Source organism: Bradyrhizobium sp. WSM4874, assembly GCF_055811835.1.
Map to the genome: position 1 here is coordinate 190,149 of NZ_JBVVPR010000003.1, position 15,856 is coordinate 206,004.

At 65.4% G+C, this 15,856-nt stretch carries 11 protein-coding genes; 10 read left to right on the forward strand and 1 reads right to left on the reverse strand.

Annotated elements, in window-relative coordinates; translation table 11 throughout:
• Window positions 1–153: 153 nt before the first annotated feature.
• The 7 genes from AC0L3P_RS04720 to AC0L3P_RS04750 all read left to right on the forward strand — a co-directional run bounded on the left by AC0L3P_RS04720 (window position 154) and on the right by AC0L3P_RS04750 (window position 9,809).
• Window positions 154–1,560, forward strand: a complete 1,407-nt coding sequence (locus tag AC0L3P_RS04720) for a hypothetical protein (RefSeq protein ID WP_275167718.1) — start codon at window positions 154–156, stop codon at window positions 1,558–1,560.
• A 196-nt stretch (window positions 1,561–1,756) separates the two neighbouring features.
• Window positions 1,757–1,957: a hypothetical protein gene (locus tag AC0L3P_RS04725; RefSeq protein WP_275167719.1), complete on the forward strand. Its 201-nt coding sequence runs from the start codon at window positions 1,757–1,759 to the stop codon at window positions 1,955–1,957.
• A gap of 64 nt (window positions 1,958–2,021) precedes the next feature.
• Window positions 2,022–2,672 carry a hypothetical protein gene (locus AC0L3P_RS04730; protein WP_275167720.1) on the forward strand — a complete coding sequence of 217 codons (651 nt, stop codon included), beginning with the start codon at window positions 2,022–2,024 and terminating at the stop codon, window positions 2,670–2,672.
• Between the two features lie 992 nt (window positions 2,673–3,664).
• Complete coding sequence (locus AC0L3P_RS04735; protein ID WP_007593350.1) at window positions 3,665–4,660, forward strand: NAD(P)H-dependent flavin oxidoreductase; 996 nt, start codon at window positions 3,665–3,667, stop codon at window positions 4,658–4,660.
• Between the two features lie 25 nt (window positions 4,661–4,685).
• Window positions 4,686–5,654: a quinone oxidoreductase family protein gene (locus AC0L3P_RS04740; protein ID WP_473301122.1), complete on the forward strand. Its 969-nt coding sequence runs from the start codon at window positions 4,686–4,688 to the stop codon at window positions 5,652–5,654.
• A 223-nt stretch (window positions 5,655–5,877) separates the two neighbouring features.
• Complete coding sequence (locus tag AC0L3P_RS04745) at window positions 5,878–7,251, forward strand: cation diffusion facilitator family transporter (protein WP_473301124.1); 1,374 nt, start codon at window positions 5,878–5,880, stop codon at window positions 7,249–7,251.
• A gap of 227 nt (window positions 7,252–7,478) precedes the next feature.
• Complete coding sequence (locus AC0L3P_RS04750; protein ID WP_473301125.1) at window positions 7,479–9,809, forward strand: PAS domain-containing sensor histidine kinase; 2,331 nt, start codon at window positions 7,479–7,481, stop codon at window positions 9,807–9,809.
• Window positions 9,810–9,812: 3 nt separating this feature from the next.
• Here the strand turns inward: AC0L3P_RS04750 and AC0L3P_RS04755 are convergent, their stop codons facing one another.
• Window positions 9,813–10,706, reverse strand: a complete 894-nt coding sequence (locus tag AC0L3P_RS04755; RefSeq protein WP_275167726.1) for a LysR family transcriptional regulator — start codon at window positions 10,704–10,706, stop codon at window positions 9,813–9,815.
• Window positions 10,707–10,928: 222 nt separating this feature from the next.
• Here AC0L3P_RS04755 and AC0L3P_RS04760 point away from each other — a divergent pair, with 222 nt between their 5' ends.
• The 3 genes from AC0L3P_RS04760 to fdhF are packed head-to-tail and all read left to right on the forward strand — an operon-like array spanning window position 10,929 to window position 15,854.
• The gene (locus AC0L3P_RS04760; protein WP_473301126.1) at window positions 10,929–11,405 is read left to right on the forward strand and encodes a formate dehydrogenase subunit gamma; all 477 of its coding nucleotides are present in this window, start codon (window positions 10,929–10,931) and stop codon (window positions 11,403–11,405) included.
• On the forward strand, window positions 11,402–12,958 hold the full coding sequence (locus tag AC0L3P_RS04765; RefSeq protein ID WP_473301127.1) for a formate dehydrogenase beta subunit: 1,557 nt from the start codon (window positions 11,402–11,404) through the stop codon (window positions 12,956–12,958). Before AC0L3P_RS04760 ends, AC0L3P_RS04765 begins: the two co-directional genes overlap by 4 nt.
• Window positions 12,959–12,968: 10 nt before the next feature.
• The gene (gene fdhF / locus AC0L3P_RS04770; RefSeq protein WP_473301128.1) at window positions 12,969–15,854 is read left to right on the forward strand and encodes a formate dehydrogenase subunit alpha; all 2,886 of its coding nucleotides are present in this window, start codon (window positions 12,969–12,971) and stop codon (window positions 15,852–15,854) included.
• The last annotated feature ends 2 nt before the right edge of the window (window positions 15,855–15,856 follow it).

Here is a 15,856-nt window from a genome sequence, read left to right on the forward strand (position 1 = left end):
CCGGCAACCCGCGCCGCCCCTCCATCGATCGGCTGACGCGGCAGGCCGTGGATCGCGCTACCGGAAACCTCCGGCAAGCCCCGCGGCCCTTGATCTCGGTTCCGCTCTCCAATAGCAACTATGGCGATAATGTGCCGGCGTGAGGAAGTCACGATGTGGCTGTTTTTCCTGGTTGCGTGGTTTGTTCTGCTCGCCGCCATCGCGATCTTCGCCCAGCAGGCGCTCGGTTACGATGTCGGCCACCTGCCTGCCTGGTTCGGAGGCCTGCCCGTCCCGCAGCGTATTGCCACCGGCGCAATCCTGGCCCTGGCGCTGGCACTGATCGCCGCCTCCGCCTGGCGGCTCTCGCGCCAGGACCGGCGCCTCGACACATTGCGCGACCGCCTCAAGAAGACCCGCGAGGACGTCGTCGTCGCCCACGCCCTGCAGAACCACATCGACGCCACCGTCCAGCACCTGATCGAGAGCGATCCCCGGGAGGCCGTCTCCGCCCTGCACGACAAGCTGGGCGAGACCGAGCAGCGGGCACTGCTCCAGCGCGGCCGCAACGAATCCACCGACATGCACGACCAGCTCGCCGAAATCCGCCGCCGCCAGCAGGAACTGCGCGACATGGTCGGCAAGGCCGCCGAGCAGCGCCGCGCGGTGGAGCCGGTTTTCACCGAGATCCGCGACCGCCAGAACCAGCTCGAACGCTCGCTGCACGACCTCGAGACCGACGACCGCAAGAACAACCTCGCCGACCGGCTCAAGGACATCGCGCGCGACGTATCGACGCTGCTGTCGCGGGTCGGTACGGTCCAGGACACCTTTGCGACCCTGAACCGGTACAAGGAAGATCTGGCGAAGTCCCACGCCGAGCTGGTGCCGCTGCGCGCGTCGGACGCCGGCCTCAATGCCTTGATCGGCGAGCTGAGCCTCGGTCATGAGCGCCTCGCCAAGAGCATCGACGAGCTCGAGTCCGGCGGCGAAGCCCCTCTCGGCGCCCGCGTCGAGACCCTGTCGAAGAACAAGATCGAGATCGAGCAGCGCCTGGCCCGCATCGACGACAGCTTCCACATCCTGAAAGGCATCGGACTCGACTTCGAAGAGCTCGGCCAGCGCCAGGCCCAGCTCGAACGCTCGCTCGCCGGTGTCGAGACCGACGCCGACGGCAAGACGCTTGCCGACCGCCAGAATGCGCTGAACGATTTTGTTCTCCAGTCGCGCCAGCGCCTCGGCGCGTTACAGGAGACGCTGGCGACGCTGAACGCCTTCAAGACGGAGCTGTCGAAGTCGCAGGCCGACCTCGTCCCGCTGAAGGCCCCCGTGTTCGGCATCGAGGCCCTGATCGCGGACGTCGGCACCACGCGCGATCTCCTCGCCAAAACCGTCGGCGAGATCGAGGCGAGCGGCGACGTCACCCTCGCCTCGCGCGTCGACGCACTGACCAGGAGCAAGCGCGAGGTCGAAGACCGCCTCGCCCGCATCTTCGACAATTTCAACGCGCTCGACGGCTTGCGAAAAGACATCGGCGGCATCTTCTCGACGATCCGGAACAGCCTGAACCGGATCGGGTGAGCCTCGTAGCAACCGTTCTTAATGGTTGCTAGCAGCCGCGGGCTCCGAAACTTTCAGACACATCACATCTCCGCGCGCCCGGCATATGCCGCCAACATGTCGCCGGCGCGCCGCACTGTGGACGCATTCGGCCGCCCTTCTGTGAGCGTGTCTGGGGGCACGGCGGTGCCGTGTTTGGACCAAACCTTCTAGGGGTATGACTGTGAAGAAGATTGTATTTGTCGTGGGTGCTACGTTTGCTCTGGTGACGGCTGCGAACGCTGCGGATCTGCCGCGCCGCCAGCCCGTTCCCGTCTATTCAGAGCAGGCGCCGATCGGCAAGATGCCGATTGGCAAGAGCCCGGTTGGAAAGGCCCCGATCGGCAAGGCGCCCGGCCCGGTCGCGGCGCGCTACTGACGCCTTAGCGAATACGCGCAGAAGAGGCACTCTGCGTGAGTGGCCGACAGTCGAGGGGCATAGCGTGACGAACAAACCTGATCGATCGGGACCCTGCATCCTTGCGGGATTCGCGCTCGCTGCCATGCTCGCGTGTACGACACCCTCGGCCTCGGCCCACGAAGCGAACAAGCGCGTTGCCGATGCAAACGCGCTTGCCACGACCGACACCGTATCACGGCCGGCGCCGCAAACGACGCGGCGCGCGGTCGCGCGCGCGGAGAAAGGTCCGTACTACGTCGATTTCCGCGCCCGCACGGCCGCGAGCTGGGGCCACGCCTTCGTCTGGTACGGCAAGACCAGCGAGCGCGCCGTCGAGGTGGCAGGGCTCACGCCCGCCGGCGACACCTGGGCCTATGTGCTCGGTCACCTCACCTGGGTGCCGGCGGAGACCGGCGCGAGTTACGGCGATCTCGACCCAGACTATCTGACCGCGAACTACCGCGTCTATCTCAACGAAGCCGACGCCAAGCGCGTGTTTGCCTATATCAAGAAATTGCAAGCGAACTCGCCGGTCTGGAACGCCGAGACCACCAATTGCACCGGGTTCATCGGCGACATCGCCGAGTACATGGGATTGAAGGTCCCCAACCGCTGGCAGCGCCCGGAAAACTTCGTCAACAGCCTCAAGGAAATGAACGGCGGCCGCCAGATGGTGCGGCTGTCGACGGAGTAGCTGAAGCCTTCTTGCCCGTCGGGCAAAACACCCGCGCAAATTTCCCACCCCGCCTGTCAATCCCTGCCCGCGAAAATATTCCACTTTACCGAAATTCGGATTTGTCGTACGTACGCGATACCCTGACCCGGGACAAGGGGCGGATCGCGATCGTCACGAACCGCGGGTTGGGCAGCGATGGACGCGACGGCGTCGGGCGCGGCGAGCCTTGCAGGGCGGGAAACCGTGAGCACAGGCTTTCGTGCCTACGACACGGCGCCGACAGCGTCTTCGCATGGCTTCGGGTGCGAGCACACGCCAGCTCCCGAAGGCCCAGCGAGGACGTGCGCGGACGGTCAAGTCGTGTGGTCCTGACGCCCGGGGTCTGTGCGTCAAGTCCTGTGGTGATGCGTGCTGCCCGACCGGGCGCGCGCATCAGCGATCTGCGGGGCGACGGGGGCAATAGTGCATCGCTCCCCGGGGAGAGCACGAAGTACGCCGTAAACCATCGCGCAGGGAAGGCCGGTTGATTGGCTGACCTGTGGTCCACCCCGTGTGCATTCCTTTGGCGCACGGACTTGCGGGTGCCAGCCGGCGCCCGGCCTTCCCTGCGCCCTTGTTACCGCGAGGGTGATGCGACCAGGCAAAGCTCGGGCGGATACGCCGCGAGGATGCGAAGGCGTGTCTTGCGACGGAAATGCAAGTTGATGGTCTCCGAAAGCTCCTCATCCTCCGTCAATTGCGAGCGCAGCGAAGCAATCCAGAATCCCTCCACGGGGACAGCCGGGATTGCTTCGCTGCGCTCGCAATGACGATGTTGAAGCAGCGGCGCACAAAACCCTCGCGCCACCGGTGCTACCCACCTCAATTATCCGCCCCACGGAATCCCCCCACTCCCGGCATGATCGACCCGCCTCCACCGCACGCCCTCCCAATAGACTTTTCGCCACCTGGGCGGCATCCTGCCGCCATCAAACGATAACAGAGCGCCACACAGGCGGAGGAAACAGATCATGCTGCAGACACGGTTCACCAAGCTCGTCGGTGTCGAGCACCCGATCGTCCAGGGCGGCATGCAATGGGTCGGGCGCGCCGAGCTGGTCGCCGCCGTCGCCAATGCCGGCGCGCTTGGCTTCATCACGGCGCTGACCCAGCCGACGCCGGAGGACCTCCGGAAGGAGATCGCCCGCTGTCGCGATCTCACCGACAAGCCGTTTGGCGTCAACCTCACCATCCTGCCCGCGATCAAGCCGCCGCCTTATGCCGAATATCGCGCCGCCATCATCGAGAGCGGCATCAAGGTGGTCGAAACCGCCGGCAACAAGCCGCAGGAGCATGTCGACGAGTTCAGGAAGCACGGCGTCAAGGTCGTGCACAAATGCACCAGCGTCCGCCACGGGCTCTCGGCCGAGCGCATGGGCGTCGACGCCATCTCGATCGACGGGTTCGAATGCGCAGGCCACCCCGGCGAGGACGACACCCCCGGCCTGATTTTGATCCCGGCCGCCGCCAACAAGATCAAGATCCCGATGATCGCCTCCGGCGGGTTTGCCGACGCCCGCGGCCTCGTCGCCGCGCTGGCGCTCGGCGCCGAAGGCATCAACATGGGCACCCGCTTCATGGCGACCAAAGAGAGCCCCATTCATCAGCTCATCAAGGAGAAGATCGTCGCCAATGACGAGCGCGAGACCGAGCTGATCTTCCGCACCATGCGCAACACTTCCCGCGTCGCCAGGAACGAGATCTCGACCAAGGTCGTCGCAATGGAGAAGGAAGGCGCCAAGTTCGAGGACATCCGCGAGCTCGTCGCGGGCGCCCGCGGCAAGATGGTCTACGCGACCGGTAACTCGGACGAAGGCATCTGGTCGGCGGGCCAGGTCCAGGGTCTGATCCAGGACATCCCGACCTGCGCCGAACTGATCTCCCGCATCGTGCGCGAAGCGGAGGCCATCATCCGCAGCCGGCTCGAAGGCATGATCGTTCATCCGACAGCGCAGGCTGCGGAATAATCACTGCAAGAAGCGAGAGCAATACATGAAGGCTTATGTCTACGGCCCTGGTGGCGCTACAATTTCCGACGTCGCTCAACCAAAGCCTGAAGGCACGCAGGTGCTGGTCCGGGTCCGCGCCTGTGGCCTCAATCGCGCCGACACCGGCATGCGCAAGGGCCACGCCCATGGCGCCGCCGGCGGCGCCGGCACCGTGCTCGGCATGGAATGGGCCGGCGAGGTCGCCGCGCTCGGACCGGATGCCAAGGGCGTCAATGTCGGCGACCGCATCATGGGCTCGGGCGGCGCAGCGTTTGCCGAATACACGCTCGCCGATCACGGCCGGCTGTTCCGCGCGCCCTCGAACATGAACTTCGAGGAAGCCGCCACCCTGCCCGTCGCACTCGCGACCATGCACAACGCCGTCGTCACCATCGGCGGCGTGCAGCCCGGGCAGGCCGTGCTGATCCAGGGCGCAAGCTCCGGCGTCGGCCTGATGGCAATGCAGATTGCGAAGCTCAAGGGCGCCCGGCTCGTGATCGGCTCCTCGACCGATGCCACTCGTCGCGGCCGGCTGAAGGAGTATGGCGCCGACCTCGCGGTCGATTCCTCCGACCCCACATGGGTCGACGAGGTGCTGAAGGCGACGAACGGCGAAGGTGTCGACCTCATCGTGGACCAGGTCTCGGGCCAAGTCGCCAACCAGAACCTTGCGGCGACCAGGGTCAAGGGTCGCATCGTCAATGTCGGCCGGCTCGGCGGCACCCATGCCGATTTCAACTTCGACCTGCATGCGGCGCGCCGCATCGACTATGTCGGCGTTACCTTCCGCACCCGCACCATCGCGGAAGTCCGTGAGATCTTCGACGAGGTCAAGAAGGACATCTGGGGCGCGGTCGAGTCGCGCAAGCTCCAGCTGCCGATCGACAAGGTGTTTGCCTTCGACGACATCGACAAGGCGTTCGAGCATATGGAGGCCAACAAGCACCTGGGGAAGATCGTGGTGACGCTCTAGTGACCGCGGGCAGCGGCGAGAGGCCATATGGCGCGCTCTCTCAGCTCGTCGTGGCCGGGCTTGTCCCGGCCATCCACGTCTTTCCCGCGATTTAGAAAGATCGTGGATGCCCGGGACAAGCCCGGGCATGACGGAGGTGGAGGCGCCCGCTCCTGCAACTCACTAGCGTGTACGCCTGTGGATCGTCGCTTGATGTTCGCCCCTGGGCTGCTAAATCCCCGCCATGAGCTCCCAACACGACAAGACCTCGGTCGCAGCGATCTCGATCTTCGCCAGTGGCGGCATGGCGGCGGCCAAGTTCGCGGTCGGCATCGCGATCGGCTCGCTGGCGCTGATTTCTGAGGCGCTGCATTCCTCGATCGACCTGGTCGCGACCATCATCACCTGGGCCGTGGTGCGGGTGTCCGACAAGCCGGCGGACGAGGAGCATCATTACGGCCACGGCAAGCTCGAAAGCGTCTCGGCGCTGGGCGTCACCGCCCTGCTCTATGTGCTCGCCGGCGGCATCCTGGTGGAGTCCTACAGCCGGCTGCGCGAGGGAACCGCGCCGCCGACCATTTCGGCCGTGCCGTTCGTGGTGCTGGTGATCGACATCGTCGTCAATCTCTGGCGCGCCCGTGCCCTGCACCGCGCTGCGCGGGAGACCAGGAGCCAGGCGCTCGCCGCCGATGCGCTGCATTTCGCCTCCGACGTGATGGGCTCGTTCGCCGTGATCGTGGGCCTGATCCTCGCCGGCCTCGGGTTCTGGTGGGGCGACGCGGCTGCCGCCGCCGCGGTGGCCGTGATGATCGCCCTGCTCGGCCTGCGCATGGCCGGCTCGACCGTGCAGACGCTGGTCGACCGCGCTCCGGAAGGCGCGCATGAGACGGCCACGGCCGCGATCCGCAGCGTGCCGGGCGTGATCGACGTCGAGCGGCTCCGCGTGCGCATGGTCGGCGCAACCACGTTTATCGACACGATCGCAAAGGTGCCGCGGACTTATCCCATCGACCGGGTCGAGGACATCAAGCGCAACGCGCAAGCAGCCGTCGAGAAGGCCTTCGGCGATACCGACCTCACCTTCACCGCAGTCCCCGTGGCGCGCGACAACGAGACCGTGCGCGACCGCATCACGGTCATCGCACACAATTCGGGCCTCGCCATCCACCACGTCACCGTGCACGACCTCGGCGCCAAGCTGATCGTCAGCATCGACCTCGAGGTCGACGCCGGGATGCAGCTCGACGCCGCCCATGACGTCGCCAACACGCTGGAACGCAACATCCAGGAAGAGTTCGGCGCGGACGTCGAAGTCGACGTCCATATCGAGCCGCTGGAACCGGAACTGCCGTTTGGGGTCGACGCCGAACCGGAACGCGTGCGGGCCATCGCCGCCGCCCTGACGGAATATGCCGCCGGCGGCGAGATCCACGACATCCACAATGTCCGCGTCCGCAACACCGATGCCGGCGAGATCGTCAACTTCCACTGCCGCGCCGAGCCGTCGATGAGCGTGATCAGGGTGCACGAGCATGTCGACGCGATCGAGCGCGCGTTGCGGCGCGCGTTCCCCAGCGTGAAGCGCGTCATCAGTCACGCCGAACCGCCGCGCGCGTGACGGAGAATGTGCGAGGAGTCACACGTTCTCGTTTCGGACTCGCCGCGCACGTAAGTTTGCGGACGCGCAACGCGCAAACTGCGCGTTGGATAAGAATAAATTCGCGTTAACGATTCGTTGACTCTCGACAGCCCGCGAAATCTGGATTCAAATCGACCATGATTCGGAAGCGATGTGGGGCTGCTTCCGAAGTCCAGTTGCAAGCAGGTTTCCAGGGGGCTTTAGGCATGTCGCGTGCAGACGCCGCGAACGCGTGCGTCCAATCCGATTCGATCAAAGGATTGGCGCAATCGATCGCGAAACCTGCCTATCATCGGCTCCTGATCGCGGAGCCAGCGCTGCGCCGTGCCGTGCCGACGCTCATCATCGCGTTCCTGATCACGATCTGCCTCGGCGCGTTCGTGCAGGTCGTCGACCAGACGCGCCAGAAGCGACTGGTGATCCGCCACGACATCTCGGCGCTCGCCGACCTGCTCGCCGAGCGGATCGACCGCCTCACCTCCGCGCGACAGGAGCGGCTGAAGAACATCGAGAGCCTGCCGGCGCTGCTGCCCGATCTCATTCCGTCCTGGGGCACCGCCTCGGGCCGCCACGTCATCGTCACCTCGGCCGGACTCGATCGCCGCATCCTCGCCCGCATCCCGGTCGACAGCGATCCCTCGGGCAACGACCGCCTGCTCGACGCGATCACAACGGCGCAACTGCTGGCGACGCCGCCGCGCGACGGCAACATCTCCGACATGACGCTGCCGAACGGCAACGCCGCGATGGCGACTTCGCGGCAGATCAAGTCGCTGCCCGGCTTCGTGACCGTGATCCAGGAGCGCAACGAGCCGATCTGGGGCTCCGACGCCGCGCTGTCGGTGACGCTGTCGGCCACCACCGGCTTCGTGGTCCTGATCCTCGGCTTCGCCTTCCACTGGCAGTCCACCCGTGCCCGCGAGGGCGACCTGATCAACGACGCCGTGCGCGGCCGGATCGACACCGCGCTCAACCGCGGCCGCTGCGGACTGTGGGACTGGGACCTGTCACGCGGCCGCATCTTCTGGTCGCAGTCGATGTTTTCCATGCTCGGTCTCGACGGCCGCAACGAGCTCCTCACCTTCGGCGAGGTCAACGCGCTGGTGAAGTCCGACGACATCGACCTGTTCGAGATCGCCGACCAGCTCATCTCCGAGAAGATCGACCACATCGACCAGACCTTCCGCATGCAGCATGTCGACGGCCACTGGATCTGGCTGCGCGTCCGCTGCGAAAAGACCAGCGGCGCGACCGACTCCAGCGTTCACCTGATCGGAATCGCCGTCGACATCACCGAGCAGAAGAGCCTCGCCGAGCGGACCGTGGAAGCCGATTTGCGCCTGCGCGACGCGATCGAGACCATTCCCGAAGCCTTCGTGCTGTGGGACGCGAGCGACCGCCTGGTGCTCTGCAATTCGCACTTCCAGCGCCTGCACAAGCTGCCCGACAGCGCCGTCATCCCAGGCACCTCCTACGAGACCGTGCTCGAGGTCGGCCGCATGCCCGAGGTCCGCACCCGGCACAACGAGACCGCGAGCCAAGGTCCCGGCGCGCGCACCTTCGAGGCGCAGCTCGACGACGGCAGCTGGCTGCACATCAGCGAGCGCCGCACCAAGGACGGCGGCTACGTCTCGGTCGGCACCGACATCACCCGCATCAAGGAGCACGAGCAGAAGCTGGTCGACAACGATCTGCGCCTGCGCGCCACCGTCATCGACCTCAAGCGCTCGCAGGCAGCCCTGGAACGCCAGGCCGGCGAACTCGCAGATCTCGCCGAGAAATACCAGCGTGAGAAGACCCGCGCCGAGGAAGCCAACCAGACCAAGTCGAAATTCCTCGCCAATATGAGCCACGAGTTGCGCACGCCGCTGAACGCGATCATCGGCTTCTCCGAGATCATGGGCTCGGGCATGTTCGGCGAGCTCGGCTCGGAGAAGTACCAGGAATACTGCCACGACATCCTGACCAGCGGGCATTATCTGCTCGAAGTCATCAACGACATCCTCGACATGTCCAAGATCGAAGCCGGCCGCATGAAGCTCGACATGGAAGAGCTCGACCTGGCGCAGACGCTGGCGGAATCCCTGCGAGTCGTCACTGGCCGCGCGCAGGACAAGCACCTGACGCTCGACGCCGACATCGCAAAGTCCATCTCGGTCGTCGCCGACCGCCGCGCCACCAAGCAGATCATCGTCAATTTGCTCTCCAACGCCGTGAAGTTCACGCCCGACGGCGGACGCATCGTGGTGCGCAGCCGACAGCTCGAAGACAGGATCGTACTGATGATCGCCGACACCGGCATCGGCATCGCGCCGCATTCACTGGCGCGGCTCGGCCGCCCGTTCGAGCAGGTCGAGAGCCAGCTCACCAAGACCTATCACGGCTCGGGACTGGGGCTGGCGATTGCTCGCTCGCTGGCGCAGCTCCATGGCGGCTCGATGCGGCTGCGCTCCAAACTCGAGGTCGGCACGGTCGTGCGCGTCACCCTGCCCCGCGACGCGATCAAGTCGGCGTCCGGAATATCGGCCGCGGCCTGATTGCTACGATTGCAGCGACGGCGCGACTTCCCGCGCGACGTTGACTAGCGCCGCGATCAGCGGCGTCATCGGATCACGCTGTGGGATCACCATGCCGATGCTGTAATTGACATCGGGATCGGTGATCGGGATCGAGCGCACCGTATCGGAAAGGCCGAGCGTCTCGGCGAGCTTGGCCGGCATCACGCTGGCCCAGCGCCCCGTCTTCACATGCGTGAACAGCACCAGCAGCGAATTCGAGGTCAAGGTCGGCGTCGCCTCGGCGCCGACCGAACGTAACGCGCGGTCGATGATGCGGCGGTTCTGCATGTCGGGTGTCAGCAGGCACAGCGGCACCTGCCCGACCTCCTTCCACGTCACCGTCTCGCGATCGCCGAACATTCCATCCGGCGCGGTGAGCAGACGATAGCTCTCGCTGTAGAGCGGGATGGTGCGCACCTTGCCGATCGGCTCGTTCTCGATGTAGGTCAGCCCCGCATCCACCTCGAGATTCTCGAGCAACCCCAGCACCTCGGATGAGGTGGTGGACTGGATGCGGAAACGCACCTCGGGATGCCTGGCACGGAACGGCGTCGTCAGCGCGGCGACCATGCCCAGCACGGTAGGGATTGCGGCAATACGGATCTCGCCGGAGAGCTGATGCTTCAGCCCGTTGATCTCATCACGCATCGCGCGGGCATCGCCGACGATCCGCCGCGCCCAATCCAGCGCCCGCTCGCCTTCCGGCGTAAAACCCTGGAAACGGGAGCCGCGCTGGACCAGCATCACGCCGAGGATCTCCTCGAGCTGCTTCAGCCCGGTCGACATCGTCGGTTGCGTCACGCCGCACATTTCGGCGGCCCGGCCGAAATGCCGTTCCTTCGCCAGCGCCAGCAGCAGTTCAAGCTTGTCGAGCAACCGTTCGTCCCCCGGATCGTGTGGCGGCATGCAAGCTAGCATGCCCTCCCCCTCCCAACACGCAAAAACCGCCCGGCGGACGGCTCCAATCGCAATTCCAAATCGAATGATTGCCATCGCAAATCGATCGGAATCCGCAATCGCAGCATGAGACAGCTTTATTGATCTTCGAACGATTCCAAATAGTTTGCCCTGAGCAGACGCTCCGGTTGAGAACGAAGAATGACAGCGGTTTTTGAGCCTTGGGACGAAACGCGCGGCGCCGAGATCATCGCCGAACACAGCAAGCAGGAAGGCGCGACGCTGGTGATCCTGCACGCGCTCCAGGAGGCGTTCGGCTACGTGCCGGCGGCAGCCATTCCCATGGTGGCGCAGGCGCTCAACCTGTCCCGCGCCGAAGTGCATGGCGTGTTCACGTTCTATCATGATTTCCGCCACAAGCCGGCCGGTCGCCATGTGCTGAAACTTTGCCGCGCGGAGGCCTGTCAGGCGGCGGGCGGTGACGCGCTGGCTGCGCGTGCGGAGGCGAAGCTTGGCGTCTCGCTCGGCCACACCACGGCCGATGACCGCGTCACGCTGGAGCCGATCTACTGCCTCGGACTGTGTGCGACCGCGCCGTCCGCGATGCTCGACGGCCGGCTCATCGGCCGACTCGATGAAAAGCGTATCGATTCTCTCGTTGCGGAGGCGCAGCGATGAGCATCTGTCTATATGTCTCACGCGATGCGGGTGCGGTTGCGGTCGGCGCCGACGAAGTCACGCTGGCGCTGGAGCAGGCTGCAGCCAAGCGTGGCATTGCCATCGAGATCGTCAGGACCGGCTCGCGCGGCCTGTACTGGCTCGAACCGCTGGTCGAGGTCGCGACGCCGCAGGGCCGGATCGCCTTCGGCCCTGTGACCGAGACCGATGTGCCCTCCCTGCTCGACGCGCTCGCGAGCAATACGCCGCATCTGCTCCGGCTTGGGGCTACCGACGAGATTCCCTGGCTCAAGCGCCAGACCCGCCTGACCTTCGCGCGCTGCGGGGTGATCGACCCGCGATCGCTCGACGACTACCGCGCCCATGGCGGCTACAAGGGCCTGGAGCGTGCGCTCTCGCTCGGCTCGGATGCGATCCTCAATGAAGTGACCGCGTCCGGCCTGCGCGGCCGCGGCGGCGCAGGCTTCCCGACCGGCATCAAGTGGAAGACGGTCGCGCAGACGAAAGCGGATCGCAAGTTCATCGTGTGCAACGCCGACGAAGGCGACAGCGGCACCTTCGCCGACCGCATGATCATGGAAGGCGATCCCTTTCTCGTCATCGAGGGCATGACGACCGCAGGGATCACGGTCGGCGCGACCAAGGGCTACATCTACATCCGCAGCGAATATCCGCACGCCGTCGAGGCGATGAATGCGGCCATCCAGGCTGCGAAGCGCGGCGGCTATCTCGGCGTGAACATCGGTGGCTCCAAGCACAGCTTCGATCTCGAAGTGCGGGTCGGTGCCGGTGCTTACGTTTGCGGCGAAGAGACCTCGCTGCTGGAAAGCCTCGAAGGCCGCCGCGGCCTCGTACGCGCAAAGCCGCCGCTGCCCGCGCATCACGGCCTGTTCGGCAAGCCGACCGTCATCAACAACGTGCTGTCGTTCGCCGCCATCCCCTTCATCCTGGCCGAAGGCGCCAAGGCCTATGCTGATTTCGGTATGGGCCGCTCGCGCGGCACGATGCCGATCCAGCTCGCCGGCAACATCCGCCACGGCGGGCTGTTCGAGACGGCGTTCGGCGTGACGCTCGGCGAGCTCGTCGACGACATCGGCGGCGGCACGTTCACGGGCCGCCCTGTCCGCGCGGTGCAGGTCGGCGGTCCCTTGGGCGCCTACTTCCCGCGCGCGCTGTTCGACACACCGTTTGACTACGAGGCCTTCGCCGCACGCGACGGCCTGATCGGCCATGGCGGTGTCGTCGTGTTCGACGATCGTGTCGACATGCGCAAGCAGGCGCGTTTTGCCATGGAGTTCTGCGCCATCGAATCCTGCGGCAAGTGCACGCCGTGCCGGATCGGCTCGACCCGCGGCTTTGAGACCATCGAGAAGATCATCAACGGCGAACGCGTGAGCGAAAACCTCGCACTCGTCGAAGATCTCTGCAACACCATGAAATTCGGCTCGCTCTGCGCGCTCGGCGGCTTTACGCCCTACCCCGTGCTCAGCGCATTGAAGCACTTCCGGGAGGATTTCGTCCCGGCCCCGACCACGCTTCAGGCCGCGGAATAGGAGAACGACAATGTCTCTGATCGAAGAAATCGACTTCGGTACGCCGCGCTCGAAATCAGAAACAATGGTCACGCTCACAATCGACGGCAACCAGGTCACGGTGCCCGAGGGCACCTCGATCATGCGAGCGGCGATGGACGCTGGCCATCAGATCCCGAAACTCTGCGCGACCGACATGGTCGATGCGTTCGGCTCGTGTCGCCTTTGCGTCGTCGAGATCGAGGGCCGCGCCGGAACGCCGGCCTCGTGTACCACGCCTGTCATGTCCGGCCTGATCGTGCACACCCAGAGCGAGCGGCTCAAGAAGCTGCGCAAGGGCGTGATGGAGCTCTACATCTCCGACCATCCGCTCGACTGCCTCACCTGCGGTGCCAACGGTGATTGCGAGTTGCAGGACATGGCCGGCGCCGTGGGCCTGCGCGACGTGCGTTACGGCTATGAGGGCGAGAACCACGTCTTCGCCAAGACACCTGGCAAGTCCAATGGCGAGATCAACGCCGCCTGGATGCCGAAGGACGAATCCAACCCGTACTTCACCTACGATCCCTCCAAGTGCATCGTCTGCTCGCGCTGCGTCCGCGCCTGCGAGGAGGTGCAAGGCACCTTCGCGCTCACGATCTCCGGCCGCGGCTTCGACAGCCGCGTCTCGCCCGGCATGAGCGAGAGCTTCCTCGGCTCCGAATGCGTCTCCTGCGGCGCCTGCGTGCAGGCCTGCCCGACCGCGACGCTGACCGAGAAATCCGTGATCGAGATCGGCCAGCCCGAACACTCGGTCGTCACCACCTGCGCCTATTGCGGCGTCGGCTGCGCCTTCAAGGCCGAGATGCGCGGCGAGGAAGTCGTCCGCATGGTGCCGTACAAGGACGGCAAGGCCAATCGCGGCCATTCCTGCGTCAAGGGCCGCTTCGCCTGGGGCTACACCAACCACAAGGAGCGCATCCTCAACCCGATGATCCGCGAGCGGATCGAGGATCCCTGGCGCGAAGTGTCGTGGGACGAGGCATTCTCGTTTGCCGCCGACAGAATGCGCGGCATCCAGAAGAGATACGGCCGCGACGCCATCGGCGGCATCACCTCGTCCCGCTGCACCAATGAAGAAACCTATCTGGTGCAGAAGCTGATCCGCGCCGGCTTCGGCAACAACAATGTCGACACCTGCGCTCGCGTCTGCCACTCCCCGACCGGCTATGGCCTCTCGACCACGTTCGGTACCTCCGCCGGCACGCAGGATTTTGACTCGGTCGAGGACACCGACGTTGTCGTCGTCATTGGTGCCAACCCCGCTTCGGCCCATCCGGTGTTCGCCTCCCGCCTGAAGAAGCGACTGCGCCAGGGCGCCAAGCTGATCGTGATCGATCCGCGCCGCACCGAGATGGTCGAATCGCCGCATGTGAAGGCGCTGCACCTGCCGCTGATGCCCGGCACCAACGTCGCGGTGATGACGGCGCTGGCGCATGTGATCGTCACCGAAGGCCTCGCCAACGAAGCCTTCGTGCGCGAGCGCTGCGACTGGAACGAGTTCGAGGAATGGGCGGCGTTCGTCGGCCAGCCGAACAACAGCCCGGAAGCCACCGCCATCCTCACCGGCGTCGATCCGAACGATCTGCGCCAAGCAGCGCGCGTCTACGCCACCGGCGGCAATGGCGCGATCTATTACGGTCTTGGTGTCACCGAGCACAGCCAGGGCTCGACCACCGTGATCGCGATCGCGAACCTCGCGATGGCCACAGGCAATATCGGTCGTCCCGGCGTCGGCGTGAACCCGCTGCGCGGCCAGAACAACGTGCAGGGCTCCTGCGACATGGGCTCGTTCCCGCACGAGCTCCCCGGCTATCGCCACATCTCGGGCGATGCCGTGCGTGACCAGTTTGAGGCGCTGTGGAACGTCAAGCTTAACCCCGAGCCCGGCCTGCGCATTCCCAACATGTTCGACGCCGCGGTCGAAGGCACGTTCATGGGGATCTACGTGCAGGGCGAGGACATCCTGCAATCTGATCCCAACACCAAGCATGTGGTGGCGGCACTGTCGGCGATGGAATGCGTTATCGTCCACGACCTCTTCCTGAACGAGACCGCGAACTACGCCCATGTGTTCCTGCCGGGCTCCAGCTTCCTCGAGAAGGACGGCACCTTTACCAACGCCGAGCGCCGCATCCAGCGCGTCCGCAAGGTGATGACGCCGAAGAACGGCCTCGCCGACTGGGAGGTCACCATCGGCCTTGCCAAGGCCATGGGCTTCGAGATGACCTACAGCCATCCTTCCGAGATCATGGACGAGATCGCGGCGCTGACCCCGACCTTCGCCGGCGTCTCCTATGCCAAGCTCGACGAGCTCGGCTCGGTGCAGTGGCCCTGCAACGAAAAGGCGCCTGAGGGCACGCCGGTGATGCATATCGACGGCTTCGTCCGTGGCAAGGGTAAGTTCGTCGTCACCGAATATGTCGCGACCGACGAACGCACCGGCCCGCGCTATCCGCTGCTGCTCACCACGGGCCGCATTCTCAGCCAGTACAATGTCGGCGCGCAGACCCGGCGCACCGAAAACGTGGTCAGGCATGCCGAGGATCGGGTGGAGATCCATCCGCACGATGCCGAACAGCGTGGCGTGCGCGACGGGGACTGGGTGCGGCTGAAGAGCCGCGCCGGCGAGACCACGCTGCGTGCGGAGATCACCGATCGCGTCGCCCCAGGCGTCGTCTACACCACGTTCCATCATCCGGACACGCAGGCCAACGTCATCACGACGGACTATTCGGACTGGGCGACCAACTGCCCCGAATACAAGGTCACGGCGGTGCAGATTTCGCCGTCGAACGGCCCGTCTGACTGGCAGAAGGCCTACGACGCGCAGGCGCGGCATTCCCGCCGCATCGCGCCGGCCGAGGCCGCGGAGTAGCG